This is a genomic window from Paucibacter sp. M5-1 (genome assembly GCF_027498415.2).
In the GTDB taxonomy this organism is placed as follows: domain Bacteria; phylum Pseudomonadota; class Gammaproteobacteria; order Burkholderiales; family Burkholderiaceae_C; genus Roseateles_E.
Map to the genome: position 1 here is coordinate 2,589,257 of NZ_JAPZLM020000001.1, position 25,182 is coordinate 2,614,438.

The window sequence follows — 25,182 nt, forward strand, 5'->3', positions numbered from 1 at the left end:
GCGGGAGAACGTCTGATGCAAGCGAAGCCGAGCGATCATGTGCTGCTGGTCGATGACGACCGGGAGATCCGCAGCCTGCTGACCGAGTACCTGAGCCGCAACGGTCTGCGCGTGGTGGCGGTGCCGACCGGGCGGCATATGCGTGCCGCGTTGGAAGAGTCGGGGCCGTTCGATCTGATCATCCTCGACCTGATGCTGCCCGGCGAAGACGGCCTGACGCTCTGTCGGGATCTGCGCAGCGGCAAGCACAAGGCCATCCCCATCCTGATGCTGACCGCCCGAGGGGAGGAGGCGGACCGCATCCTCGGCCTGGAAATGGGCGCCGACGACTATCTGGTCAAGCCCTTCGCACCCCGCGAGCTGCTCGCCCGGCTGCGTTCGGTGCTGCGGCGCACACGCATGCTGCCACCCAATATGCGGGAGACCGAGAACACCTCGGTGCTGGCCTTCGGCGAATGGCAGCTGGACACCATCGCGCGTCAGCTCGTCGACGCCCAGGATGTGGTGGTGCCGCTCAGCGGCGCAGAGTACCGGCTCTTGCGCGTCTTCCTGGATCACCCGCAAAAGGTGCTCAGCCGCGATCAGCTGCTGGGCCTGACCCAGGGCCGCGAGGCCGAGTTATTCGAGCGCTCGATCGACCTGCTGATCAGTCGCCTCAGGCAGCGCCTGCGCGACGACGCGCGCGAGCCACGCTACATCAAGACGGTACGCAGCGAGGGCTATGTCTTCGCTGCGCTGGTCGAGCCGGGCCGGGCCTGAAGCGCTGTTTTGTAGCGTTTTGTATCAGGCCGACGGCATCGCGACAGCTCGATTCAAAACCACCTTGCGCTGACACACCACGGATACCTCGCTCGCGTCCACTGATGGACATCGAAGGCCGCATCTCGCAGCCCTTCTTGTTCCATCCTTCCACGACGACGAGGCATGACCATGACAGATCCCACCCCAAGCGGCCGCCGCCACTTTGTTGCGCTGGCGGCAGCGCTCGCCGCCACACGCTTTGCCGCGCCGGTCACGGCGCAGCCCTCGCGAACCGGCAGCGCTTCCTTTGAACGCCTCAAGCAGATCGATGCCGGTCTGCTTCAGGTCGGCTATGCCGAGGTCGGCCCCAGTGACGGCCCGCCGGTGCTTCTGCTGCACGGCTGGCCCTACGACATCCACACCTATGTCGACGTCGCGCCGATTCTGGCCGGAGCCGGCCATCGTGTCATCGTTCCCTATCTGCGCGGCTACGGCAGCACCCGCTTCCGTTCGGACCAGACCCTGCGCAATGGCCAGCAAGCAGCCTTCGCCGCCGACGTCATCGCCTTGATGGACGCGCTGGGCATCCAGCAGGCCACCGTCGCCGGCTGCGACTGGGGCGCGCGGACGGCCTGCATTCTTGCGGCGCTGTGGCCGGAGCGCTGCAAGGCGCTGGTCTCCGTCAGCGGCTACCTGCTCGTGAATCGAGAAGCCAATCGGCAGCCCTTGCCGCCAAAGGGCGAGCTATCGTGGTGGTATCAGTTCTATCTCGCCACCGAACGTGGTCAAGCCGGGTACGAGAAATACCGCAGCGACTTCGCCCGGCTGATCTGGCAGCAGGCCTCGCCGCAATGGCGCTTCGACGAGGCGACATTCCAGCGTTCGGCCGCCGCGCTGGACAACCCGGACCATGTGGCGATCGCGGTCCACAACTACCGCTGGCGCATCGGCGCGGCCGAGGGCGAAGCGCGCTACGACGCGATCGAGTCGAGGATTGCCGCAGCGCCGAACATCGCCGTCCCGACCATCACGATGGAAGGCGACGCCAACGGTGCCCCGCACCCGGCACCCGCCAGCTATGCGCGCAAATTCGTGGGGCGCTACGAGCATCGGCAGCTGGGCAGCGTCATCGGCCACAACTTGCCACAGGAAGCGCCCGAGGCCTTCGCCAAGGCGGTCATCGATGTGAGCCGGATCTGATCCATGGGTCGGCCACAGCCCCCCTCCGGCGCCGCCACTGCGCCAGGACTCCCGGCAGCCGGTCCTGGACCGCTGTCATTCGCCCGGCTGTTGATCAAGGCGCAGCGCCGCTTCGCGGCGCTGCAGCCGCAGCCGACCCGTGTCGAACAGCGGCGGCCATCTCCGGAAAGCTGATCTCGCTGGTTCAGTCGATCAGGGGCGCCCGGCCCCCGATCTCCTGCGCCTATGCAGGCAGAGGTGCAGATGCTTACAGTCCCCGACATGGCAGCCCTCAGGCTGCCTGCGGATTCAGCGGTGGGTCGGGTGCGGGCCGGCTTGGGTGTCCGGCACCGTGATGCGCGCCGTTTGGGCAGCCACGATGCCATGGCTGGGATCGGCCAGCTCGACCAGTATTTCATGCAGGCCGGGCTTCAGCCCGACCACGATGATCGGCTCGCTGCTGGTGTGAGCCCAGGTCGGCGGCATGCCGTCTACCGTCACATGCAGATGCCCGATTCGCGGCGAGACGCCGAGCGCGCCCGTGCCGAAGACGGGGAATACGCGAAAGTTCTCCGTCCTGAACTGCAAGATAACAACCCCACGTGCGAGAGCCTCGGCAACGGGCGGATAGAGGTGCAGCTCCGCGGGGGCCTGCGAGTTCAACGGGATCACAGCCGGCGGCGTGCCGAGACCCGGCGCCGCCTGGGCGGTCGCGTGAAAGGCAGCGAATGCCACCGCGCAGGCACCCGCCCAGCGAGTGAAACTGGCACGGTGGCGAGGGAGGGCATTGGCCGTTGACAGGAGGGAGCAGGGTCGGGTCGTGGTCATGGGACATTCCGGTTGATGGGGCAACGCAATGCTAGGCAACAAGGCAAATGTCTCAAATGACGTTTTTGGTTATGATTCGAGCCATACCTCGAATCTCCTCAGCAAGGAATCCCGATATGCATAAAGTGGGCTATGTGTTGAGCGACGGCTTTCAGGTGATGAGCCTGGCGACTCAGGCTGTCTTCGAGTACGCGAACCTCGTGGCGGGCGAACCGCTCTACGAGATCCGAGTCTTCTCAGCCACCGGTGGCGAGGTGCGATCGTCGCTGGGCATGAGGGTCTCGACGCGAGCATTGGGCCGCGCCGACGCGGCCGATACCTGGATTGTTGCCGGCGTGAACGACCCCTTGGCCGTGCCTGCCGCGCCGCCGGTGCTGAAGTTCCTGCGCCGGGCAGCTCGCGTTGCACGCCGCACCGCGGCGATCTGTACCGGCGGCTTCGTGCTGGCGGAGGCAGGGCTGCTCGACGGACGGCAGGCGACCACCCACTGGGCCTTTGCCCGCGCGCTGCGCGAGCGCCATCCCGGTATCCGGGTCGAGGACGACCGCATCTTCATCGTCGACGGACCGGTCTGGACCTCCGCAGGCATGAGCGCAGGCTTGGACCTGGCACTGGCCATGGTGGAGCAGGACCTCGGCGCTCATGTGGCCCGCTCGGTGGCCCGCAAGCTGGTGATGCCTCAGCGCAGGTCAGGCGGCCAGTCACAGCACTCCGAGATGCTGGAGTTGGCGCCGAAGTCGGACCGCATCCAGGCCGCGCTCGACTACGCGCGCAAGCACCTCGGGCAGCCGCTCAGCGTCGAGGACCTGGCCGAGGCAGTACACCTGAGCCCGCGCCAGTTCAGCCGCGTGTTCACGGCCGAGACGGGCCGCTCGCCAGCCAGGGCGGTCGAGGCGCTGCGGCTCGAGGCTGCACGGCTGATGATCGAGCAGAGCCGACACCCGCTGGAGACGATCGCTCGCGAGACCGGTTTCCGCGACCGGCGCCATATGCGCGAGGTCTTCATGCGCGGCTACGGCGCGCCGCCGCTAGCGCTGCGACGCGCAGCGCGGCAGTAAGGGTTGACCGACAAAGGCTGGTGTTCTGGCCAAACAGAGGCGGTGAGCGAATCCCGCCTTGATGCCGCCCAACTGTGCCCGTCGTGCCCGCCAAATGGGAGGTCATAGCCAAGCCCTGCGGCTCATCCCGCCAGGGGAGTGTCTCCTGGCGGTGATAGATCGGACGCGGGGACAGGCTCAGTCAACGGTGACATAGCGTTGCGCCGGCACATTGCTCGAGAGCTGGGATGACAGGGTTTGGCGAGCGGCCTCATATGCTTGCCAGGCTTCGAGCACATGCAGCGAAGGGATGGTGATCAGTTCGTTGCGATCAAAGCCGACCAGTGCGGCATCGACCATCTTGTCGGCGGACATTACGATGGCCGCCGGCAGGTGTTCCAGCGGGAGTCCGCCGTTGGCCCAGAAATCGGTAGCGGTTGCGCCTGGCAGGACGGCCTGAACCTGGATACCCTTGGCAGCCAGTTCGTGGTGCAGCGACTGGCTGAAGGCCTGCACAAAGGCCTTGCTGCCGCCGTAGACACCGTTGAGGATCTCCGGTGCGATGCTGACGATGGATGAGATGTTGATCAATGCGCCTTTGCCGCGGGCGACGAAGCCGGGTACGGCGGCATAGCTCAGGCGGGTCAGCGCCGTCACGTTGAGCTCGATCAGGTCGGTCATCTTGTCGATGTCGCTCTCGAGCAGCGGGGTATGGGTGCCTACACCGGCGTTGTTCACTAGCAGCGTGATGCCGGCATCCTGCTTGAGCTTGGCCTCTACCGTGGCCAGCGAGGCGCGGTCGTTGAGATCGGCGACCAGCACCTCTACCTCCCGACCTGTCTGGCTGGCAATTTGATCGGCCAGCGCGTTGAGCCGCTCGCGATTGCGTGCGACAAGGATCAGGTTATAGCCACGGTGCGCAAGGCGGTCCGCATAGATGGCGCCGATGCCCGAGGAGGCGCCGGTGATGAGGGCAGTGCCCCGATGTGTTTGGTTCATGGCATTGGTCCGGTAGGTGTTTGGCGGGGAATCCGTCGAACCAATGGTAGGGTTGGGTGATCATGTCTTAAATGACGTTTATGGTCATAATTTGAGACATTGAATATTCACGACCAATGAAACCATAAATATGGGCAAAGCATGGAGGCGAGCCGCCATAGAGCCCCTCGGTCATCCTTCAACGTGAAGTCGCAAGCAGCTCCCGATGAGGGAGCACGGCGGCTCATTCAGCGATGCATCTTTCATCGCTGAGATCGATGTGGAAACACTTGCCCTCGTACAGACGGAACTCGTAGAAGGGGCAACCGACAAGAGTCTCGCTTGCAAGCAATCAGAACTCCGGCTCGCTCACCCGCACTGCCCCACATACCCACAAGCCGTGCAGAAATCGCAGCCGTCCTTGTGGATCATGGTCGCGTTGCCGCATTCCGGGCAGGGCTTGCCGGCCTGGGGCTGGACGCTCAGCCCGACCGCCGTCTTGGCGACCGGCGCCTGCAGCAGGCCCATCTCGACCAGGGGCTGGCCCTGCTCGTCGAGCACGCCCAGCATCGCGTAGCGGTGGATGATCAGCCGGGCCACATAGGCCACCGTCGAGGGCCAGATCTGCTGGCGGCGCTCGCCTGACAGCGTGGGCACCGGCGCCATGAAATGGCCCAGCGGCTCGCCGACATTCAGCAGCTTGCGCAGCTTCATGCCTATCCAGGCCGGGTCCATCACCCGCATGTCCAGCGACAGCAGCCGCGCCATGCCGTCCAGCGCCTTCGGGTAGTTGCCCGAGAAGCCCATCGCGCAGGGCCGGGTGATGTGGCCGCCCTCGGGGGTCGGCAGGCTGACCTCCTTGAGCGTCAGCGTGAACTGCTCGCCGGTGGCGGGGTTGTCGACGTCAACCGCCCAGGCCAGGGTGCCCATGGTGCTGGTGCGCGGCTCCTCGCGGCTGAACATCGCGTCGATGACGGGGGTCGGCCCGCCCTCCTGCAGCGCGCCGAGCTGCTCGCAGCGCCAGCGGATCACGGCCGCCGTCGCGGCCACGACGCCGGGGAACAGGCGCTTGTCGCCGCCCGGCGGCATCGGCATCTCGAAGGCGCGCTCCTCGGCCACTGTCGCCAGCGCGTCGAGCTTCAGACGCAGCCAGGCGGCGTCATTGGTGCGCAGGTCCATCGACAGGGTCTTGGCCAGCGCGGCCAGGCCGCGCGGCTGCTCGGCGCCGTTGATCCAGACCTCGAAGGGCAGGGTCTTGCCGAACAGGCCGGCATCCGGCCCCTCGGCCGGCAATTCGCCGACGAAGAGCGCAAAGTCGCCATGCGGGTGGCGGATCATATAGCTCCAGGCCGGGTTGCCACCGGGCAGCTCGGGCCGGCTGGGCCAGCGCAGCGAGGCCAGCACCTGCTTGGGCAGGCGTTCGACGCGCAGGCGCTGGTTGCTGCCGTCCTCGGCCACCACCGGCTTCAGCGGCTCGGGTGCGGTCACCGTCGGCTCGACGCTCAGCACCGAGCCCAGGATGCTGTTGGGCCGGTAAGTCGCCAGGCCCTTGAGCCCGCTCTTCCAGGCCTGGGTGTAGAGGTCCTGGAAGTCGATATAGGGGTAGTCGGCCGGCACATTGACCGTCTTCGAGATCGAGGTGTCGATATAGGGCGCGACCGCCGCCACCATCGCCGCATGGTCGGCCGCGCTGAGCTCCAGCGCGGTGACAAAGGCCGGCGACAGCGCCGCCTCGGTGCCGAACAGATGGCGGTACAGCCGCCAGGCATGGTCCTCGACCTGGTATTCCTTGAAGCCGCCACCCTCGGCCTGGCCCAGACGCTTCTTGCGCGTGTAGGCCCAGCTGAAGGCCGGCTCGATGCCGTTGCTGGCATTGTCGGCAAAAGCCAGGCTGATCGTGCCGGTCGGCGCGATCGACAGCAGGTGCGAGTTGCGCAGGCCCTGGGCGCGGATCTTGTCCTTCAGCGCCTGCGGCAGGCGTGTCGCGAAGCTGCCGCCGGACAGATAGAGATCGGCATTGAAGAGCTTGAACGGGCCCTTCTCGGCCGCCAGATCGGCCGACGCGCCATAGGCCGCGTCACGCATCAGCTCGCTGATGCGACGGGCCTGCTCGCGCGCGGCCTCGCTGTCGTAACGCAGGTTCAGCATCACCAGCGCATCGCCGAGGCCGGTAAAGCCCAGGCCGATGCGGCGCTTGTTGGCGGCCTCCTGGGCCTGCGCGGGCAGCGGCCAGGGCGTCACGTCCAGCACGTTGTCCAGCATCCGGGTCGCCAGCGCGCAGACCTCGGCAAAACCGGCCTCGTCGAAGGCCGCCTTGGCACCGAAGGGCTCGCGCACGAAGCGGGTCAGGTCAATCGAGCCCAGGCAGCAGCAGCCGTAGGGCGGCAGCGGCTGTTCGGCGCAGGGATTGGTCGCCGCGATCGACTCGCAGTAGTGCAGATTGTTGTCGGCATTGATGCGGTCCAGGAACAGCACGCCGGGTTCGGCATGGTCATAGGTCGAGCGCATCACCTGGTCCCACAGCTCGGCGGCGGCCAGCTTGCGATAGACCCACAGGCCGTCGTCGCGCTGGTAGGCGCCCTCCTCCTTTTGCGCCGGGCCGGGCTCGGCCCTGTGCACCAGCTCCACCAGGCCGCGCGCCAGCACCGCCTCCATGAAGGCATCGGTGACGCCGATCGAGATATTGAAGTTCTTCAGGTCGCCCTGGTCCTTGGCGCGGATGAAGTCGACGATGTCCGGATGGTCGCAGCGCAGCACGCCCATCTGCGCGCCGCGCCGGCTGCCGGCGCTCTCGACCGTCTCGCAGCTGCGGTCGAACACCCGCATATAGCTGACCGGGCCGGAGGCGTGGCTTTGCGTCGAGCCGACCCAGGCGCCCTTGGGGCGGATGCGCGAGAAGTCATAGCCGACCCCGCCGCCACGGCGCATGGTCTCGGCGGCCTCGGTCAGCGCGGTGTAGATGCCGGGATGGCCGTCCTCCACCGAGGCGATCGAGTCGCCGACCGGCTGCACAAAACAGTTGATCAGCGTGGCCGAGAGCTCGGTGCCGGCGGCCGACAGGATGCGGCCGGCCGGAATGAAACCGCGCTTCTGGGCCTCGAAAAAGCGCGCCGTCCAGGCCCCCCGCTGGGCCGGCTCCTCGGCCTCGGCCAGCGCACGGGCGACCCGCCGGCGCAGCTCGTCCAGCGTGCGCTCCTCGCCCTTGGCATATTTCTCCTGCAGCACCTCGGCGCTGATGTCCTGGGCCGGCAGCGAGGCCACCGGCGCCAGCGGCGTCGGGGCGAGAAAGATGTCGGACTGGGTGGGACTGTGCTGGGCCATGCTGATCTCCGGAACCTCGGGCCATCTTAGCGAAGTGAGATGGCGATCCTCTTGATCCGGACGAAGCCGAGGCCGGGGACAGGAAACATTTGAAACAAAGCCCCTGGTGCTGGAAATCCGGCTGATACCGGCCCCGCCGACAGTGCAGCCATCCACTCCCGGGAGCACCGCCATGCCGCAAGCCCTCAGCAACCCCATCTGGCCCGCCTGCGAGCGCCTGCTGGCCGGCCAGATCACCGCCCGCATCGAAAAGCATGCCGCGCTGCAGCGCGCCGAGGAGCGCACCCGCGAGCGGCTCAAGAGCCTGAGCTTCGTCGACACCCGCCCGGCCCTGACCCGCAGCGAGGCCTTTGCCGAAGACCTGCTGGAGCTGGCGGCGCCGATCCAGGAATCGGGCGTCGGGCGGGCGCTGATGCGGGGTTTGGCCGGTGTTGCGCTGGGCCGCCGGCTGGCATGATCACCCGGTCGCCACGTCCTCTGCCCCGCCCATGAGCCCTCCGACCTCCTTGCTGCTGGTTGACGACGAAGCCGAGTTGCGCGAGCTGCTGGCCGAATACTTCACGCGCCAGGGTTTTGCGGTGCGCTGCGCCGACGACGCGGCCGAGGCCCGCCGCCTGCTGGCCGAGGGCCGGCCCGAGCTGGCCCTGCTGGACCTGAACATGCCTGGCGAGAACGGCCTGTCGCTGGCGCGCTGGCTGCGCGAGGCCCATCCGCAGGTGGCCATCCTGATGCTGACCACGGCCAGCGACGCGGTGGACCGCGTGGTCGGCCTGGAGCTGGGCGCCGACGACTATGTGGCCAAGCCCTTCGATCTGCGCGAGCTGCTGGCGCGGGTGCGCGCGGTGCTGCGCCGCACCCAGGCCGTGGCGGCTGCCACTCCGGCAACTCCGGCCACGGCGCCCGCCAGCAGCGGCCGCCGCGTCGCCTTCGGCGCCTGCGCGCTGGACCTGGACGAGCGCAAGCTCTGGGATGCGCAGGGCCAGGAGGTCACGATCACCGCCGCCGAATTCGACCTGCTGGCGCTGTTCGCGCGCCACCCGAACCGGCCGCTCAACCGCGACCAGATCATGGAGCAGGCCCACAACCGCGGCTGGGATGTGTTCGACCGCTCCATCGATCTGCGCATCATGCGGCTGCGCCGCAAGGTCGAGCGCAACCCCGACAAGCCCGAAGTCCTGAAAACCGTCCGCAACGTCGGCTACGTCTTCGTCAGCACTTGATGCCCTTGGCGCCAGACCCGGCCCTGCAGCAGCTGGCGGCCACGCGCCGCCTGATGGCCTGGTTCGTCGCGCCGATGGCCCTGCTGCTCGTGGTGCTCAGCGCGCTGCAATACCAGCAGCGAATGGCCGAGGCCGAGGCCGCGCTGGAGCGCGCCGCCCAGCAGCATGCGCAGGACCTGCAGTTGCTGGCGCGCCCGGCGATGGACCATGTGCAGGACCTGCGCCGGCTGATGGAGGCCGTCTGGGAACAACCACCCGACCCCGGGCCGGCACTGGCCCAGGCGCTGCAGCCGCAGCAGCGGGCCGGCCAGCCGGACGGCGTCGCGATCACCGGCCACGGCGCCGGCCTGCAATGGGGTCAGGTCTGGTGGTCCGCGCCCGACGGCCGGCCCATCGAGCCGCTGTGGCTGCGCCGCGCCGCCGCTTTCGTGAGCCAGGCCCGCATCGCCCACGCCCGCGCCCCGGGCTTCGAGGCCACCTGGTTTGCCGGCATCGATGTCAACACCTCCTTCGGCTACCCCTGGATCTCGACCGACAGCATTCTGCAGAGCCTGGGGCTGAGCAGCATGCGCGAGCTGGCCAGCCTGCGTGCGCTGGCGGCACAGCGCACCCGCGCACGGCTGGCGCGCCAGCCGGCCGATTCGCACTGGGGCCCGCCCTATGCCAGCCAGCTGGCCGGCCATCTGGTGGTCTCGCACACCGCGCCGGTGCATGCCGGCGGCGACCTGGTCGGCGAGGTCTCGCTGGACTTCCGGCTCGACGCGCTGCAGGCCGGCGTGCGGCAATGGGCCCAGCCGCAGGAGCGCGCCTGGATCGTCGACAGGGCCGGCCATGTGCTGGCCGATTCGCAGCAGCCCCTGATCGGGCCCAGCGGCCCGGGCCAGGGCGACCAGCATGTCAAGACCGCCTGGGCCGAGCGTGCGCCGGCCGGGCTGGGCGAGGCCCAGCTGCAGGCCGCGCTGGCGGCGGCCGGCGGGCGCGTGCGGGCCGGTGACTGGGCGCTGGTGGCGGCCGGCCGGCCGGACTCGCCCTGGCTCTATGTCTCGGCCACCCCGCTGGCCGAGCTGCGCCAGCGCATCCTGCCCAGCCTGCTGCCCCATGCCGCGCTGGCGCTGGCCCTGCTGGCCAGCCTGCTGATCGGCCAGTGGCTGCTGGCACGCCACTTTGTGCGCCGCCAGCATGAGCTGATGCGCCGCGAGCGCGGCAGCGAGGCCCGCAAGTCCGCCATCCTCGACCATGCGCTGGAGGCCATGGTGTCGACCGACGAGCGGGGCCGCATCCTCGAGTTCAACCCGGCCGCCGAGGCCATGTTCGGCCGCAGCCTGGCCGAGGTGCGCGGCGCCGATGTGGCCGACATCATCATCCCCGAGCGCCATCGCGAGCGCCACCGCACCGGCATGGCGCGGCTGCGCGCCGGCGGCAGCCCGGCCCTGCTGGGCCGGCGCCTGGACATGCAGGCGCTGCGCCGCGACGGCAGCGAGTTCGCGGTCGAGATGGTGCTGTGGCGCAGCGAGCTGGAGGGCCAGGAGCACTACACCGCCTCGCTGGTCGATGTGTCGGAGCGGCTGCAGGCGCGCCAGGAGATCGAGCGCCAGCGCGAGTCGCTGCGCCAGACCGAGAAGCTCGGCGCGATGGGCAGCCTGCTGGCCGGAGTCGCCCACGAGCTGAACAACCCGCTGGCCATCGTGATGGGCCGCGCCAATCTGCTCGAGGACAAGCTGGCCGGCAGCCCGCTGCAGGACGATGCCCAGCGCATCCGCGAGGCCGCCGAGCGCTGTGGCCGCATCGTGCGCACCTTTCTGAACATGGCGCGCGCCAAGCCGGCGCGGCGCGCACCGGTGGCGCTCAACGACATCGTCCACGCCGCCGCCGACATGCTGGGCTACACCTTGCGCAGCCACGGCATCGCGCTGGAGCTGCGGCTCGACCCGCAGCTGCCCCAGTTGATGGGCGACGCCGACCAGCTGGGCCAGGCCTTGCTGAACCTGCTGATCAATGCGCAGCATGCGCTGGCCGACCGGGACGAGGCGCGCCGCATCACGGTCAGCACCGGCGTCGAGGCGCGCCGCGAGGGCCGCGAGCCGCGCATCTGGCTGCGCGTGCAGGACAACGGCCCGGGCGTGCCGCCGCAGGTGCGCGAGCGCCTGTTCCAGCCTTTCTTCACGACCAAGGCCGAGGGCCTGGGCACCGGCCTGGGGCTGTCGGTCTCGCGCTCGCTGCTGCGCGAGCATGGTGGCGACCTGCTGCTGGAGCACAACGGCCAGCCGGGCGCCAGCTTCCGCCTGAGCCTGCCGATCAGCGGCGCACCCGAGCCGGACGGCGAGACGGCCGAGGCGCCGGCCGGCGCGGACGGCCAGGCGCTGCGCCTGCTGGTGGTCGACGACGAGCCCGAGCTGGCCTCATTGATGCGCGAAACCCTGGAGGGCGCCGGCTACGAGGTCGCCACCGCCGAGGACGGCGCGGTCGCGCTGGCCCTGCTGATGGAGGCGCGCTTCGACGCCATCGTCAGCGATCTGCGCATGCCCGAGGTCGACGGCGCCGAGCTGTGGCGCGCGGTCCAGGCCCTGCAGCCTGGGCTGGCGGCACGCATGCTCTTCGTCACCGGCGACATCCTCTCGCCGGCCGCCGCCGAGTTCTTGAAGGAATGCGGCTGCCCCGCCCTGGAGAAGCCCTTCCAGCCCGATGACCTGCTGGCCGCCGTGCGCCGCCTGGAGCCACTGCCATGACACCGCCCTCCGATCTGCATGCCAGCAGCGCCGCCCGGCTGGTGCAGCGCTACCACCGCCTGCTGTGGCTGGTCAGTCTGCCGCTGCTGCTGCTGGTGCTGCTGCTGGGCCTCGGCCAGGGCCTGGCCGCGCACCGCAATGCTGTCGGCGAGCTGGAGCGCGGCGCGGCACGGCAGCGCGCGGCGCTGCAGGCGCTGGCGCGCGCCGCCGAGGACCATGTGCAGGACCTGCGGCGCTTCGCCGAGCGCGAGCTGATCACACCGGCGCGCGCGCCCGACGCGCTGCTGGCCGAGGCGCTGCGCGCGCGCGACGGCGGCTACACCCTGGACGAGCTGCCGCAGCTGCTGCAGCCGGGCCTGGCCCAGCTGCTGTGGCCCGGCGCCGAGCGGCCCGATATGGCGGCGCTGTGGCGGCTGCAGGCCTTTGCGGCGCTGGCCGAGGCCGCCCACAACCGCCATGCCGACCTGGCCCGCTCCTACTGGCTGGCCTGGCCGCAGCGCCATGCCCTGCTCTATCCCTGGCTGCCCAGCGGCAATGTGCTGCTGGGCCTGGGCCGGCCCGAGCTGGGCGGCGCGCTGGAAGCCTGGTATGCACAGGCCGAGTTCGGCGCCGCGACGCCGGATCGCAACAACGCGCAGCGCAGCTTCTGGCTGAGTCGCGCGGCCGAGGGCCGGCTGGTGCATGGCGCGCCGGTCTATGCCGGCGAGGAATTCCGCGGCCTGGTGGCCACCGAGCTGCGCCTTAGCGATCTGAGCCGAGCCGCCAAGCTGATGGACGGCGGCTGGCGCTGGTGGCTGCTGGGCGAGGACGGCCGGCCGATTCTGCAAGACCGGCCCGGCGCGCTGCCCCATGGTCCCGAGGTGCTGGAGCAGGCCCTGGGGCTGGAGGGCCGCGCACTGGCCGACCAGGGCCAGCGCCTGCTGGCGCTGCCGCTGCGCAGCGCGCCCTGGACTCTGGTGGCCACGCAGTCGGAGGCCGCCCTGCTGACCCGCATCGCGCCCGAGCTGCTGCCCTTCGGCCTGATCGCCTGCGGCCTGCTGGCCCTGATACTGCTGGGCCAGTGGCTGCTGCGCCGGCGCGTGATCGAGCCGGCGCTGGCGGTGATGCGCTATCTGTTCGAGCGCTCGCGCGACGCGACCGCGCCCGAGCCGCAGCTGAACGCGCGCTGGCAGCCCTGGGTCGACGTGGTCAGCGCCACCTTCGCCGCGCAGCAGGAAGCGCGCGAGCGCGAGCGCCGCAGCGAGGCCTACAAGTCCGCCATCGTCGACCATGCGCTGGCCGCCATCATCAGCACCGACGAGAGCGGCCGGGTGGTCGAGTGGAACCCGGCGGCGGCCGCGATGTTCGGCCACCCGCGCAGCGCGGTGCTGGGCCGCTCGGTCGGCGAGCTGATCATTCCCGAACGCCTGCGCGCGGCGCACGAGGCCGGCATGGCCCGGGTGCGCAGCAGCGGCTCAATGCTACTGGCCGGCAAGCGCCTGGAGATGAGCGGGCGGCGCGCCGACGGCAGCGAATTCCCGATCGAGATGGTGCTGGCCCGTACCGATGTGGCCGGCAGCCACCACTACACCGCCTTCATCAACGATGTCAGCGAGCGCCAGCAGGCCCAGCAGGAGATCGAGCGCCAGCGCGAGGCGCTGCGCCAGAGCGAGAAGCTCACCGCGATGGGCAGCCTGCTGGCCGGCGTCGCCCATGAGCTGAACAACCCGCTGTCCATCGTGCTGGGCCGGGCCGCGCTGCTCGAAGGCAAGGCCGCCGGTGGTGCGCTGGGCGACGACGCGCGCCGCATCCGCGAGGCCGCCGAGCGCTGTGGCCGCATCGTGCGAACTTTTTTGAACATGGCGCGCGCCAAGCCCGAGACCCGCGCCGCCGTGCCGCTCAACGAGCTGGTGCGCGCCGCCGTCGAGCTGCTCGGCTACAGCCTGCGCTCCGGCGGCATCACGCTGGAGTTGGCGCTGGCCGCCGACCTGCCCGAGCTGCCGGCCGACCCCGACCGGCTGGGCCAGCTGGTGATGAATCTGATCGTCAATGCCCAGCAGGCGCTGAGCAGCCAGGACGGCGAGCGCCGCATCCGCATCGCCAGCGGCCTCGACGCGGACCGCCAGCGGGTCTGGCTGCGCGTGGCCGACAACGGCCCCGGCATCGCGCCAGGCCTGCGCGAGCGCATCTTCACGCCCTTTTTCACGACCAAGGGCGCCGGCGAGCTGCAGGGCACCGGCCTCGGGCTGGCGGTGGCGCGCGGCGTCGCGCGCGAGCATGGCGGCGAGCTGCTGCTGGAGGACACAGCCGGCGGCGCCAGCTTTCTGCTGCGCCTGCCGCTGGCCGGCGGCACCCAGCCGGCCGCCGCCGCGCCGGCGCCGATCGCCGACGCGCCCCAGCAGCTGCGCATCCTGGTGGTGGACGACGAGACCGAGCTGGCCGCGCTGATGCGCGAGGCGCTGGAGGGCGCCGGCTATGAGGTGATGACGGCCGAGTCCGGCCTGGTGGCGCTGGAGCTGCTGGAGGAAGCGCGCTTCGAGGCCATCGTCAGCGATCTGCGCATGCCCGGCATGGACGGCGCGGCGCTGTGGCGCGCGGTGCGCGAGCGCCAGCCGCAGCTGGCCACCCGCATGCTCTTCGTCACCGGCGACACCCTGAGCCCCGGCGCGGCCGAGTTCCTGCGCGAGGCCGGCTGCGCGGTGCTGGAAAAACCGTTCGCGCCGGCCGAGATGGTGGCGCGGGTGGCGGCGCTGACCAGCGCCACGGCGCCCTGATACGCCGACACAAGACGCCGGCTCAATACGCTGGATCAAGGCGGCGCCAGGCCCAGGAACTCGGCCATGCGGTCCAGCTCGGCGCGCAAGGCCTGGGCATGGCCGGCCTCGCGCGGCGGCCTGCCGGCGACATAGGCGATCTGGGCCTGCAGCCGCCCGTCTGCCGCCGCCAGATTGCCCCAGCCCAGCACCTGGCCGCGCCACAGCAGCGGCAGCGCGTAATAGCCGAGCTTGCGCTTGGGCGCCGGCGTGTAGGCCTCGAAACGGTAGGCCCAGCCCCAGAAGCGCTCAAAGCGCAAGCGGTCCCAGACGATGGGGTCGAAGGGGGCCAGCAGGCGCAACTCATCATCAAACTGCCAGCGCCGCGAGCGCGGATCCTCGCCCTCGGGCCAGAGCCAGGCCTGGCCGTCCAGCTCGACGCTGGGCAGCCGCTCGCGCGCGCTCGCCAGCGCCTGCCTGATCTCGGCCTGCAGATGCGGGGCGCCATAGCCCAGATGGCTGCACAGCTGGCCCAGGCTGCGCGAGGGCAGCGGCGCGTACTTGGCCAGCACCAGATCGACCAGCGCCCGGGCCTTCTCGGCAGGCTCGCGCGGATCCGGCGGATGCGCCGCCGCGGCATAGACGCGCAGGCCCTGCTCGCGCCGCACCACCCGCAGCAGGCCGCGGTAATGCATGCCGTCCAGCAGCTGGGTCACCGCGTTCGAGCTGCCGCCCCAGGCGTTGCGGGTGCTGCCATGGTCGAACTCGGCCTGCACCTGGCGCGGGTGGGCCTCGCCGCAGGCGCGCACAAAGTCCAGCACCGCAGCGGCGCGGCGCTCGGTCTCGCCATCCCAGCGGCGGGCGGCCTGGCGCGGATGCATCAGGCGCAGATGCTCGCGCGGCAGAAAACCGTAGTTGACCAGGCAGTCCTCCTCGATCTGGAGCCGCGCATAGCGCCGCTCCAGATCGCCGACCCGGTAGTCGCGCACCCGCAAGCGCAGGGTCAGGTCTTGCGCACGGGCCGGCGCGCGGATCGGGTCGGCCTGCACAAAGCCCAGGCGCCGGATCGCCTGCGGCAGGCTGGTCGGCTTGAACAGGCTGCGCGCCACCGCGTGGCGGCGCAGATCGTCCAGCGTGATCACTTTCCTGGCCATGGCGGGCAACTCCTGAAACTGTTTATTTGTCCAGTAGTCTAATTTGCGTAGCATCCGGGCCATGACACTGGAAACCCTAGAACTGCAAACCCCCGCCGAACCGAGCGCCAGCCTGATCGTGCTGCACGGCCTGGGCGCCGATGGCAGCGACTTCGTGCCGGTCTGCGAGGCCCTGGACCTGGGCCCGCTGCTGGCGCAGGGTGGCGGCCTGCGCTGCGTGCTGCCGAACGCGCCGGTGATGCCGGTCACCATCAACGGCGGCTACCGCATGCCGGCCTGGTACGACATTCGCGGCACGGCGCTGGACCGCCAGGAGGACGAAGCCGGTCTGCGCGCCTCGCAGCAGGCGATCGAGGCCCTGATCGCGCGCGAGATCGCGCGCGGCATCCCGGCCTCGCGCATCGTGCTGATGGGCTTCTCGCAGGGCTGCGCGATGGCCTTGATGACGGGGCTGCGCCACCCCGAGCGCCTGGCCGGCATCATCGGCCTGTCCGGCTATCTGCCGCTGCTGCCCAGCACGGCGGCCGAGCGCCACCCGGCCAATGCCGATCTGCCGATCTTCCTGGCCCACGGCCTGCAGGACCCGGTCGTGCCGCTGGAGCGCGCCCACGCGGCCCGCGCCGAGCTGGAGCGCCTGGGCTATGCGCCCGAGTGGCACGACTATCCGATGGCGCACTCGCTGTGCAACGAGGAGGTCGCGGACCTGAACGCCTGGCTGCTGCGGGTGCTAGCCCCGGCCTGAGCGACGCCCCGGCGGCTCGCCATAGCGCTGCCGGTAATAGGCCGCAAAGCGGCCCAGGTGGGCAAAGCCGCAGCCCAATGCCACCTCGGTGACGCTGAGCTCCGGGTCGGCCAGCAGGCGTGCCCGTGCCGCCTCCAGCCGCAGCTGGCGCAGCACCGCCATCGGCGCCATGCCCAGGGTGCGGTGGCACAGCAGGTTCAGCGAGCGCAGGCCCAGGCCGGCCGCAGCGGCCAGCTCGGCCAGGCTCAGCGGCTCGGCCAGACGGGCGCGCATATGGCGCTGCAGCGCGGCCAGGCGCGCGCCGTCGCTGTCGGCCTCGGCCGGCTCGATCCCGAGCAGGGCGGCCGGGCCGCGATGCGCCTGCACGAACAGGGCCAGCGTGCGCTCGTAGTGGTCCAGCCAACCGGCATCGGCCTGCTCGCCCATGTCCAGCGCGCCCAGCAGGCCCTGCAGCAGCAGGGCCCATTGGGCATTCAGCGGCGCCGACCAGCCCTGCAGCGGGGCCAGGTCTTGCGCGCCGGCGTGGCTGCGCAGCAGCGCGCCGGGCAGTTTCAGGATCAGGCGCTCGGCGCCGGCCGAGCAGCGCAGCCGCACGCGCCGGCGCGGCGCCAGCACGGCGGCCTGGCCGGCGCGCAGCCCCAGCATCCGGCCGTCGACCTCGATCTCGGTATGGCCGCGCAGCACCAGATGCACTAGGGCAAAGTCGTCGAAGGGCGCGGAGTCGATCTCGACGGCGGCGCCATAGCGCAGGCCGTAGAGCTCCAGCTGCGGCGACTGCAGCTTGAACAGGGCCGTGTCGGCCGCGCCGCCACGCCAGCGCAGGTCGTGGGCGCTGAGCTCGCGGGCCATCAGCGCATGGCTGGCCACCCGCGCCGGCGAGCGCAGCAGGCAGCGCCGGTACAGCGGCGCCAGATCGAGGGCTGGGGTCGGGAGCATGCGCGTTTATAGGCCAGAGCGGCCGCTGCAAGAACTGGATTTGCCCTAGGGCAGGCGCTGCAAAAAGCGGCTAGCGGCTGCCCGACCCGCTGCGCAGAATCGGCCGCCATCCCTCCCAACGCCCCCCCACACCATGCACGCACGCCTCGCCCTCATCGCCCTGCTGCTGGCCGCCGGCCCTGCGCAGGCGCAGAACGTCACGATCTACGGCATTGCCGACCTGGCCATCGAGCACCTGACCCGTGTCAACGCCGCCGGCGACTCGATCCAGCGCATGCCCAATCTGAGCGGCTCGGTGCCCTCGCGCCTGGGCCTGCGCGGCAGCGAAGACCTGGGCGGCGGCCTGCGGGCGATCTTCCAGCTCGAAAGCGGCATCGGCATGGACACCGGCGGCCTCGGCAACGGCGGCCGCTTCTGGGGCCGCATGGCCTTTGTCGGCCTCAGCGGATCCTGGGGCACGCTGAGCCTGGGCCGCATGGCCAATATGACTTTCGCCGCCGCCGGGATCGAAACCCTGGGCGGCAATCTGTACTCGAACGCCTCGCTGGACCCCTATATCCCGAACGCGCGCAGCGACAACAGCATCGGCTACCAGGGCCAGTTCGGCGCCTTCAGCCTTGGCGCTACCTACAGTCTGGGCCGCGACACGGTCAACGGCCTAGGCCCGGCGGCCACCAACTGCGCCGGCGAGGCAGCCGACAGCAAGGCCTGCCGGCAATGGACGCTGATGGGCCGCTACGACAGCAAGCCATATGGTCTGGCCCTGGTGCACGACCGCATGCATGGCGGCCCTGGCGCCACGATGGGCCTGGGCAGCAGCGCCTACACCGACACGCGCAACACCCTCAACGGCTATCTGATGCTGGGCCAGACCAAGCTGACGGCCGGTGCGCTGCTGCGCGAACGCCGCACGGCCACGAACTTCGAGTCCACCCTGCTGTTCGCCGGCGTCAGCCACCCGCTGAGCCCGCAGCTGACCCTGGATGCGCAGCTGAGCCGGCTCGATGTCAAGAACAGCGCCGACGATGCCCAGCTGCTGGCCGCCCGACTGGTCTACGCGCTGTCCAAGCGCAGCGCGGTCTACGCGATGGCCGGCCAGATGCGCAACCGCGGCCGCTCGGCGCTGTCACTGAGCGCCGGCGCCACCGTGGGCATGGGCATGACGCAGAGCGGCCTGGCGATGGGCATGCGTCAGGTGTTCTGACGCTTGCTCTCGGCCAGCAGCGCTTCGCAGCGCTCCTCATGCTGGCTGATCTCGGCCAAGGTGACCTCGATATCGTCGAGCTGCTGCTCCAGCTGGCGGCGGTGCTGGCGCAGCACTTCGAGAAAGGCGGTCAGCTGCGGCGCGGCGTCGGACTCGGAGTCATACATGTCCACCAGCTGCTTGACCTCCTGCAGGCTCAGGCCCAGGCGCTTGCCGCGCAGGGTCAGCTTCAGGCGGGTGCGGTCGCGGTGGGTGTAGACGCGGTTGCGGCCATCGCGGCTGGGCTCGAGCAGGCCCATGTCCTCGTAGAAACGGATCGCGCGCGGCGTGATGTCGAACTCGGCGGCCAGCTCGGTGATGGTGAACAGGCGGCCGGAGCTCTCGGCGGAGGGGGTCGAGCGGGGGGCAAGGCTCATGGCTACACTGGCGCTGAAGGATGACGTTAACGTAAACGGAAGTCTAAGGCACGAGCACACCATGGCGAACCCACGCGAATCCGAACTTTCCTACCCCCTGGGCGACGCCCTGCCCGAGCCCGGCGCGGTGCTGGAGATCGCCCCCGGCGTGCGCTGGCTGCGCATGGGCCTGCCGTTCGCGCTGGACCATATCAATCTCTGGCTGCTGCGCGACGAGATCGATGGTCAGGCCGGCTGGAGCATCGTCGACTGCGGCATCAGCAGCGAGGCCACCAAGGCGAACTGGGAACAGGTGTTTGCCAAGCATCTGGACGGCCTGCCGGTGCTGCGTGTCATCGTCACGCACTTCCACCCCGACCATATGGGCCTGGCCTATTGGCTGACCGAGAAGTGGAACTGCCGCCTGTGGATCAGCGCCACCGACTTCCATCTGGCGCGCCTGGCCAGTGGCTCGACGGTGGGCATGGGCGGCGAGACGGCCGCCGCCTTCTTCGCCAGCCACGGCCTGAGCGACCCGGAGGCCCTGGCCAAGATCCGCGGCCGCGCCAGCTACTACCCCAGCATGGTGCCGGCCGTGCCGAGCAGCTTCCGCCGCCTGATGGGCGGTGCCCGGCTGCGCATCGGCGGCCATGACTGGAGCTGCATCGCCGGCTTCGGCCATGCGCCCGAGCACATCAGCCTGCATTGCGAGACGCTGGGCTTGCTGATTTCCGGCGATATGGTGCTGCCGCGCATCTCGACCAATGTCTCGGTGGTCGATGTCGAGCCCGAGGCCGACCCGCTGAGCCTCTATCTGGCCTCGCTGCAGCACATGCTGGACCTGCCCGGCGACACCCTGGTGCTGCCCTCGCATGGCAAGCCCTTTCGTGGCCTGCATGCACGGGTCGACCAGCTGCGTGAACACCATGACGAGCGCCTGGCCGAGGTGGCCGAGGCCTGCGCGGCCAAGCCCTGCCATGCGGCCGAACTGCTCGATGTGCTGTTCAAGCGCAAGCTGGACCTGCACCAGACCACCTTCGCGATGGGCGAGTCGGTCGCGCATCTGAACGCGCTGTGGCTGGCCGGCCTGCTGCTGCGGCGACTCGATGATGATGGGGTGTACCGCTTCTCGGCGGTGTGACGGGATCGGGGGCTGGGACGGAGGAGTCAGTGGCCGCCGCCGACCGCGTGAGCGGGCGGCGGCGGTCTGATCTTTGACGACGCATCCACTTTTCGGTGCAGCTGCCAGGGTCTACCCAGGAAACCTGGGGGCCATGGTGCCACCGGGAGACCGGCAAAGACTGACGCCGGACTCAGATGCTGCGTGATGACAGCTTGTGGATCGCAGTGTGCTTGCCGTCACGCCCGGTAACAAGCCCCCCTAAAGAGGGAGAGGCCGCTAGCTGTCCAGCTGAGGCACGGCCTCGTCGCGCAGCCGCTCTCGCGCCTGCTCGTAGTCGGGCACGACCGAGCGCACCACCTCCCAGAAGCGCGCGCTGTGGTTCATCTCGCGCAGATGGGCCAGCTCGTGGGCGACCACATAGTCGATGATGGCCGGCGCGAAATGGATCAGCCGCCAGTTCAGGCGGATCGCGCCGCTGGCGCTGGCGCTGCCCCAGCGGGTCTGGGCCGAGCTCAGCGAGAGCCGGGTATAGCGCACGCCCAGCGCGGCGGCGAAGTGAGCGCAGCGTCGCTCGAACAGCGCCCGCGCCTGGCGCTGCAGCCAGGCCTGGACCGCGTCGCGCATCTGCTCGGGCGTCGCGCTCAGCGGCAGGCCCAGATGCAAGACCCGACCCTCGGCGTCGTACTGCGCCAGGCCGCCCAGCCGCAGCCGCAGCGGCGCCCCCAGATAGGGCAGGCTGGCGCCATCGGCCCAGACCACGCGCGCCGCCTGCAGCCGCTGGGTGCGTTCGCGCTGCTCGACCAGCTTGCGCAGGATCCAGCCCTGCTTGTCGCGCAGCGCCTGCTCGATGTCGGCCACGCTGACCCAGCGCGGTGCGCTGACCTTCAGTCCTTCGGCGCTGACAGTGAAACCGATGCTGCGCCGGCGTGCGCGCCTGAGTTCGTAGCCGACGCTGTGGCCGTCCAGCAGCAAGGCCCGCTGCGAGCGCGCCTGGGGCAGCGTGGCGGCAGGCGCCGCGATGACGGGCGGCGGTGGCGACTCGGCCTCGAACAGCGAGAGCTGATCCACATGAAGCAGGCTGGCCAGACGCTTCAGCATCGACATCGCGCTCAGTCGCTCAAGCCAGCGCTCCGGGGCTGGTGTCGGGCGCCATCTGCTCGCCACGCGCATCGGCCTTGGCGCGACGATCGCGCTGGATCAGGTATTCGGCGAACGCCCCCAGATTCGCATGCACCGTGGTGCCGGGCACCTGGGCCACCAGGGCCGCCAGTTGCACCTCGTCAAGCGCGCCGAGCCGATCGCTGCGCAGCAGATGCGGGATGCAGCCGGCCGCCTGCGCGGTCTGCAGATCGCGCAGCGAGGCGCCCACCATATGGACCAGGGACAGATCGGCGCCGAAGCGCTCGCCGATCTGCTGGATCAGGCCCGGCAGCGGCTTGCGGCAGCTGCAGCCCTCCTCGGGCGTGTGCGGACAGAAGAAGGCCGCATCCAGCCGCCCGCCCTTCTCGGCCAGCAACTGGTTGAGCCGCATATGGATGGTGTTCAGCGAGGCCATGTCCAGCAGACCACGGCCGATGCCGGGCTGGTTGGTGGCCATCACCGTGTGCCAGCCGGCGTGATTGAGCCGGGCCACGGCCTCCAGCGCGCCGGGCAGAGGCTGCAGCTCGTCGACCGACTTCACATGGTCGTCGCGGTAATGGTTGATGGTCCCGTCTCGCCCCAGGATGACGAGCTTCATGCTGTGGCTGTGGTCGGGTCGCATCGGCATACCTCGTGTGCTCGTATCAGCTGGCCAGTCGGGACAGATCGGCGACGCGGTTCATCGCTTCATGCAAGGTCTTCAGCAGGCCCAGGCGATTGGCACGCAGGGCCGGGTCTTCGGCATTGACCATCACGCCGTCGAAGAAGGCATCGACCGGCGCCTTCAGCGCCGCCAACTCACGCAGCGAGGCGGCGTACTCGCCCTGCTGGAACAGCGCATCGGCCTTGGGCGCAACGCCATCCAGCGCGGCCGCCAGCTGCTGCTCGGCGGCCTCCTGCAGCAGCGCCGCATCAATCCTGGCGTCGACCGCCGTCTCGCTCTTCTTCAGGATATTGCCGATGCGCTTGTTGGCGGCGGCCAGCGAGGCGGCCTCGGGCAGCGCCGCGAAGGCGCGGACGGCTTCCAGGCGCTTCGTCACCTCGGCCAGGCGCAGCGGGCGCATGGCCAGCACGGCGTCGACTTCCTGGGCCGTGTAGACATCGCGCCAGCTCACCGCGACACGGTCGAAGACGAAGTCGATGAGCTTGGCGCTGGGATCCTCGATCAAGCGACCGAAGGCCGGCACGGCGGCAGCGATGACCTCGTCCAGACGGAGTTGTCGCGTCAGCGGCGACTCCGACAGCATGCGCACCACGCCCAGCGCATGACGGCGCAGCGCAAACGGATCCTTGTCGCCGGTGGGCAGCTGGCCGATGCCGAACAGGCCGACCAGGGTCTCCAGCTTGTCGGCCAGCGCGACGACCAGGCCGGCCTCGTTGCGCGGCAGCGTGTCGCCGGCGAAACGCGGCTTGTAATGGTCTTCGACGGCGAAGGCCACGGCCTCACTGAGGCCGTCATGGCGGGCGTAGTAGCCCCCCATGATGCCCTGCAGCTCGGGAAATTCACCGACCATATCGGTCAGCAGATCGGCCTTGGCCAGTAGCGCGGCTTGGTCGGCATCGGCCGCCAGCCCGGCGGTGCCCAGCATGCCGGCAATCGCCTTGGCGATCGCGCGCACGCGCTCGACGCGCTCGCCCTGCGTGCCCAGCTTGCCGTGATAGACCACCTTGGCAAGACCTGGCACCCGCTCGGCCAGGCTCTTCTTGCGGTCCTGGTCGAAGAAGAACTTCGCATCGGCCAGGCGCGGGCGCACGACACGCTCATTGCCCTGGACCACCGCGCTGGCGTCGGCCGGGCTGATGGCGCTGACGACGAGGAAGTGGTTCGTCAGCTTGCCGGCGGCGTCGAGCAGCGGGAAGTATTTCTGATTGGCCTTCATGGTCAGGATCAGGCATTCCTGCGGCACGGCCAGGAACTCGGGCTCGAACTGGCAGGCCAGCACATGGGGCCGCTCGACCAGGGCCGTGACCTCGTCCAGCAGGTCTTCGTCGTCGATCGGCGTCAGGCCACCGGCGGCGGCCTGCAGCTGGCGCGCGATCTCGGCGCGGCGCTCGGCAAAGCCGGCGATCACGGCGCCCTGCTCGCGCATCTGCGCGGCGTAGCTGTCGGCGCTCTCGATCGTCAACTCGGGGGCGCTGGCCTCGAAACGATGGCCGCGGGTCGTGCGGCCCGATTGCAGGCCGAGGGCCGAGACAGCCACCAGATCGGCGCCATGCAGGGCGACGATGCCATGGGCCGGGCGCACGAACTTCACATCGGTCCAGCCATCTTTCAGCTGGTAGGTCATGACCTTGGGGATGGGCAGCTTGGCCAGGCTTTCGTCCAGGGCCTTCTGCAGGCCCTCGGCCAGGGTGGCACCGGGTACGAGCTGGTCCAGGAACAGGGCTTCGGTCTTGCCCTTCCCTGACTCATCAGGCAGGCGCTTGAGCTGGGGCAGCACCGAGGCGTCGGCGCCGACGCTGGCCAGCTTCTTCAGCAGGGCCGGCGTGGCCTGGCCCTCGGCCGTCAGCGCCACCGCCACCGGCATCAGCTTTTGCTGCACGGCGCGGTCGGCAGCCTTGGGCGCCACATCCGTCAGGTGCAGGCCGAGGCGGCGCGGCGTGGCGATGGCGGTCGCTTGCGCGCCCTCGCCCACCAGGCCCTGGGCCTTGAGGCTGTCCACCAGCACAGCGGCGAAGGCCTCGCCCAGCTTCTTCAGCGCCTTGGGCGGCAGCTCTTCGACAAACAGTTCGATCAGCAGATTCTTCACAGCAGTCGTCATGGCTCAGGCCGCCTTCTTCTTTTCAATCTGGGCGATGACTTGATCGGCCCATTCCTTCGGTGCCATCGGGAAGCCCAGGCGTGCGCGGCTCTCCAGATAGCTCTGCGCGACGGCGCGGGCCAGATTGCGGATGCGGCCGATATAGGCGGCGCGCTCGGTGACGCTGATGGCGCCGCGCGCGTCCAGCAGATTGAAGCTGTGGCCGGCCTTGAGCAGCTGCTCGTAGGCGGGCAGCGCCAGCTGCTGCTCCATCAGGTGCTTGGACTGCTTCTCATGCGCGGCGAAGGCGGTCAGCAGGAACTCGACGTCACTGTGCTCGAAGTTGTAGGTCGACTGCTCGACCTCGTTCTGGTGGAAGACATCGCCGTACTTGATGTCCGGCGCACCGTCCTTGCCTTCGACATAAACCAGGTCATAGACCGACTCCACGCCCTGCAGATACATGGCCAGGCGCTCCAGGCCGTAGGTGATCTCGCCGGTGATGGGCTTGCAGTCGATGCCGCCGACCTGCTGGAAATAGGTGAACTGGGTCACCTCCATGCCGTTGAGCCAGACCTCCCAGCCCAGGCCCCAGCAGCCCAGCGTCGGGTTTTCCCAATCGTCCTCGACGAAGCGCACATCGTTCTTCTTCAGATCGAAGCCCAGCGCCTCCAGCGAGCCCAGATAGAGCTCCAGGATATTGGCCGGCGCGGGCTTGAGCACGACCTGGTACTGGTAGTAGTGCTGCAGCCGGTTCGGGTTCTCGCCATAGCGGCCGTCCTTGGGGCGACGGCTGGGCTGCACATAGGCGGCCTTCCAGGGCTCCGGGCCCAGGGCGCGCAAAAAGGTGGCGGTGTGGCTGGTGCCCGCACCCACCTCCATGTCATAGGGTTGCAGCAGGGCGCAGCCCTGCTTGGACCAGTAGTCTTGCAGGGTCAGGATGATTTGCTGGAAGCTCAGCATATTGCGCGCGTAAATTCGAGTA

At 69.6% G+C, this 25,182-nt stretch carries 20 protein-coding genes; 10 read left to right on the forward strand and 10 right to left on the reverse strand.

Going from position 1 to position 25,182, the window contains the following annotated elements:
• Nucleotides 1–15 precede the first annotated feature (15 nt).
• On the forward strand, nt 16–759 hold the full coding sequence (locus O5M90_RS12160; RefSeq protein WP_171018304.1) for a response regulator: 744 nt from the start codon (nt 16–18) through the stop codon (nt 757–759).
• A gap of 171 nt (nt 760–930) precedes the next feature.
• A complete protein-coding gene (locus tag O5M90_RS12165) occupies nt 931–1,941 on the forward strand; it encodes an alpha/beta fold hydrolase (protein WP_269841257.1) in 1,011 nt (336 codons plus the stop codon).
• 288 nt (nt 1,942–2,229) lie between these two features.
• Here the strand turns inward: O5M90_RS12165 and O5M90_RS12170 are convergent, their stop codons facing one another.
• On the reverse strand, nt 2,230–2,748 hold the full coding sequence (locus O5M90_RS12170; RefSeq protein WP_440402049.1) for a DUF6130 family protein: 519 nt from the start codon (nt 2,746–2,748) through the stop codon (nt 2,230–2,232).
• Between the two features lie 116 nt (nt 2,749–2,864).
• Between O5M90_RS12170 and O5M90_RS12175 the strand changes: the two genes are divergently transcribed.
• Entirely contained in the window at nt 2,865–3,806 is a 942-nt protein-coding gene (locus O5M90_RS12175; protein WP_440402051.1) for a GlxA family transcriptional regulator, read from the forward strand.
• A gap of 177 nt (nt 3,807–3,983) precedes the next feature.
• Here O5M90_RS12175 and O5M90_RS12180 read toward each other — a convergent pair whose 3' ends face one another.
• Nucleotides 3,984–4,784, reverse strand: a complete 801-nt coding sequence (locus O5M90_RS12180; protein WP_269841260.1) for an SDR family NAD(P)-dependent oxidoreductase — start codon at nt 4,782–4,784, stop codon at nt 3,984–3,986.
• A 348-nt stretch (nt 4,785–5,132) separates the two neighbouring features.
• Nucleotides 5,133–8,084 carry an adenosylcobalamin-dependent ribonucleoside-diphosphate reductase gene (locus tag O5M90_RS12185; RefSeq protein WP_440402052.1) on the reverse strand — a complete coding sequence of 984 codons (2,952 nt, stop codon included), beginning with the start codon at nt 8,082–8,084 and terminating at the stop codon, nt 5,133–5,135.
• 172 nt (nt 8,085–8,256) lie between these two features.
• Between O5M90_RS12185 and O5M90_RS12190 the strand changes: the two genes are divergently transcribed.
• From O5M90_RS12190 to O5M90_RS12205, 4 genes are read left to right on the forward strand one after another with little or no spacing between them, the layout of a single operon-like run.
• The gene (locus O5M90_RS12190) at nt 8,257–8,541 is read left to right on the forward strand and encodes a hypothetical protein (protein ID WP_137943595.1); all 285 of its coding nucleotides are present in this window, start codon (nt 8,257–8,259) and stop codon (nt 8,539–8,541) included.
• A 31-nt stretch (nt 8,542–8,572) separates the two neighbouring features.
• Entirely contained in the window at nt 8,573–9,304 is a 732-nt protein-coding gene (locus tag O5M90_RS12195; protein WP_269841261.1) for a response regulator, read from the forward strand.
• On the forward strand, nt 9,304–12,030 hold the full coding sequence (locus O5M90_RS12200) for a hybrid sensor histidine kinase/response regulator (protein ID WP_269841262.1): 2,727 nt from the start codon (nt 9,304–9,306) through the stop codon (nt 12,028–12,030). The genes O5M90_RS12195 and O5M90_RS12200 overlap by 1 nt, the downstream gene beginning before the upstream one ends.
• The gene (locus tag O5M90_RS12205) at nt 12,027–14,783 is read left to right on the forward strand and encodes an ATP-binding protein (protein ID WP_440402053.1); all 2,757 of its coding nucleotides are present in this window, start codon (nt 12,027–12,029) and stop codon (nt 14,781–14,783) included. Before O5M90_RS12200 ends, O5M90_RS12205 begins: the two co-directional genes overlap by 4 nt.
• Nucleotides 14,784–14,818: 35 nt before the next feature.
• Here the strand turns inward: O5M90_RS12205 and O5M90_RS12210 are convergent, their stop codons facing one another.
• Nucleotides 14,819–15,916, reverse strand: coding sequence for a DNA glycosylase AlkZ-like family protein (locus tag O5M90_RS12210; RefSeq protein ID WP_269841265.1), 1,098 nt, complete (start codon nt 15,914–15,916; stop codon nt 14,819–14,821).
• Nucleotides 15,917–15,977: 61 nt separating this feature from the next.
• Here O5M90_RS12210 and O5M90_RS12215 point away from each other — a divergent pair, with 61 nt between their 5' ends.
• Nucleotides 15,978–16,658 (forward strand): alpha/beta hydrolase, encoded by a 681-nt coding sequence (locus O5M90_RS12215; protein WP_269841266.1) that lies wholly within the window; start codon nt 15,978–15,980, stop codon nt 16,656–16,658.
• Here O5M90_RS12215 and O5M90_RS12220 read toward each other — a convergent pair.
• Entirely contained in the window at nt 16,644–17,594 is a 951-nt protein-coding gene (locus tag O5M90_RS12220) for an AraC family transcriptional regulator (RefSeq protein ID WP_269841267.1), read from the reverse strand. The two genes, O5M90_RS12215 and O5M90_RS12220, sit on opposite strands and share 15 nt — an antisense overlap.
• Nucleotides 17,595–17,727: 133 nt before the next feature.
• Here O5M90_RS12220 and O5M90_RS12225 point away from each other — a divergent pair, with 133 nt between their 5' ends.
• A complete protein-coding gene (locus tag O5M90_RS12225) occupies nt 17,728–18,798 on the forward strand; it encodes a porin (RefSeq protein WP_269841268.1) in 1,071 nt (356 codons plus the stop codon).
• On the opposite strand, the gene O5M90_RS12230 is transcribed toward O5M90_RS12225, so the two are convergent.
• Nucleotides 18,786–19,214, reverse strand: a complete 429-nt coding sequence (locus O5M90_RS12230; protein ID WP_137943587.1) for a MerR family transcriptional regulator — start codon at nt 19,212–19,214, stop codon at nt 18,786–18,788. The genes O5M90_RS12225 and O5M90_RS12230 overlap by 13 nt on opposite strands.
• Before the next feature lie 61 nt (nt 19,215–19,275).
• Here O5M90_RS12230 and O5M90_RS12235 point away from each other — a divergent pair, with 61 nt between their 5' ends.
• The gene (locus O5M90_RS12235; protein WP_269841269.1) at nt 19,276–20,334 is read left to right on the forward strand and encodes an MBL fold metallo-hydrolase; all 1,059 of its coding nucleotides are present in this window, start codon (nt 19,276–19,278) and stop codon (nt 20,332–20,334) included.
• A 258-nt stretch (nt 20,335–20,592) separates the two neighbouring features.
• Here the strand turns inward: O5M90_RS12235 and O5M90_RS12240 are convergent, their stop codons facing one another.
• Genes O5M90_RS12240 through glyQ form a run of 4 tightly spaced genes read right to left on the reverse strand, consistent with a single transcriptional unit; the run spans nt 20,593 to nt 25,160 of the window.
• Complete coding sequence (locus O5M90_RS12240; protein WP_137943585.1) at nt 20,593–21,420, reverse strand: YgjP family zinc-dependent metalloprotease; 828 nt, start codon at nt 21,418–21,420, stop codon at nt 20,593–20,595.
• A gap of 13 nt (nt 21,421–21,433) precedes the next feature.
• Nucleotides 21,434–22,054 (reverse strand): D-glycero-beta-D-manno-heptose 1,7-bisphosphate 7-phosphatase, encoded by a 621-nt coding sequence (gmhB, locus tag O5M90_RS12245; protein ID WP_137943584.1) that lies wholly within the window; start codon nt 22,052–22,054, stop codon nt 21,434–21,436.
• Between the two features lie 46 nt (nt 22,055–22,100).
• Complete coding sequence (gene glyS, locus O5M90_RS12250; RefSeq protein WP_269841271.1) at nt 22,101–24,218, reverse strand: glycine--tRNA ligase subunit beta; 2,118 nt, start codon at nt 24,216–24,218, stop codon at nt 22,101–22,103.
• 3 nt (nt 24,219–24,221) lie between these two features.
• Complete coding sequence (gene glyQ / locus O5M90_RS12255; protein ID WP_269841272.1) at nt 24,222–25,160, reverse strand: glycine--tRNA ligase subunit alpha; 939 nt, start codon at nt 25,158–25,160, stop codon at nt 24,222–24,224.
• Nucleotides 25,161–25,182: the final 22 nt, after the last annotated feature.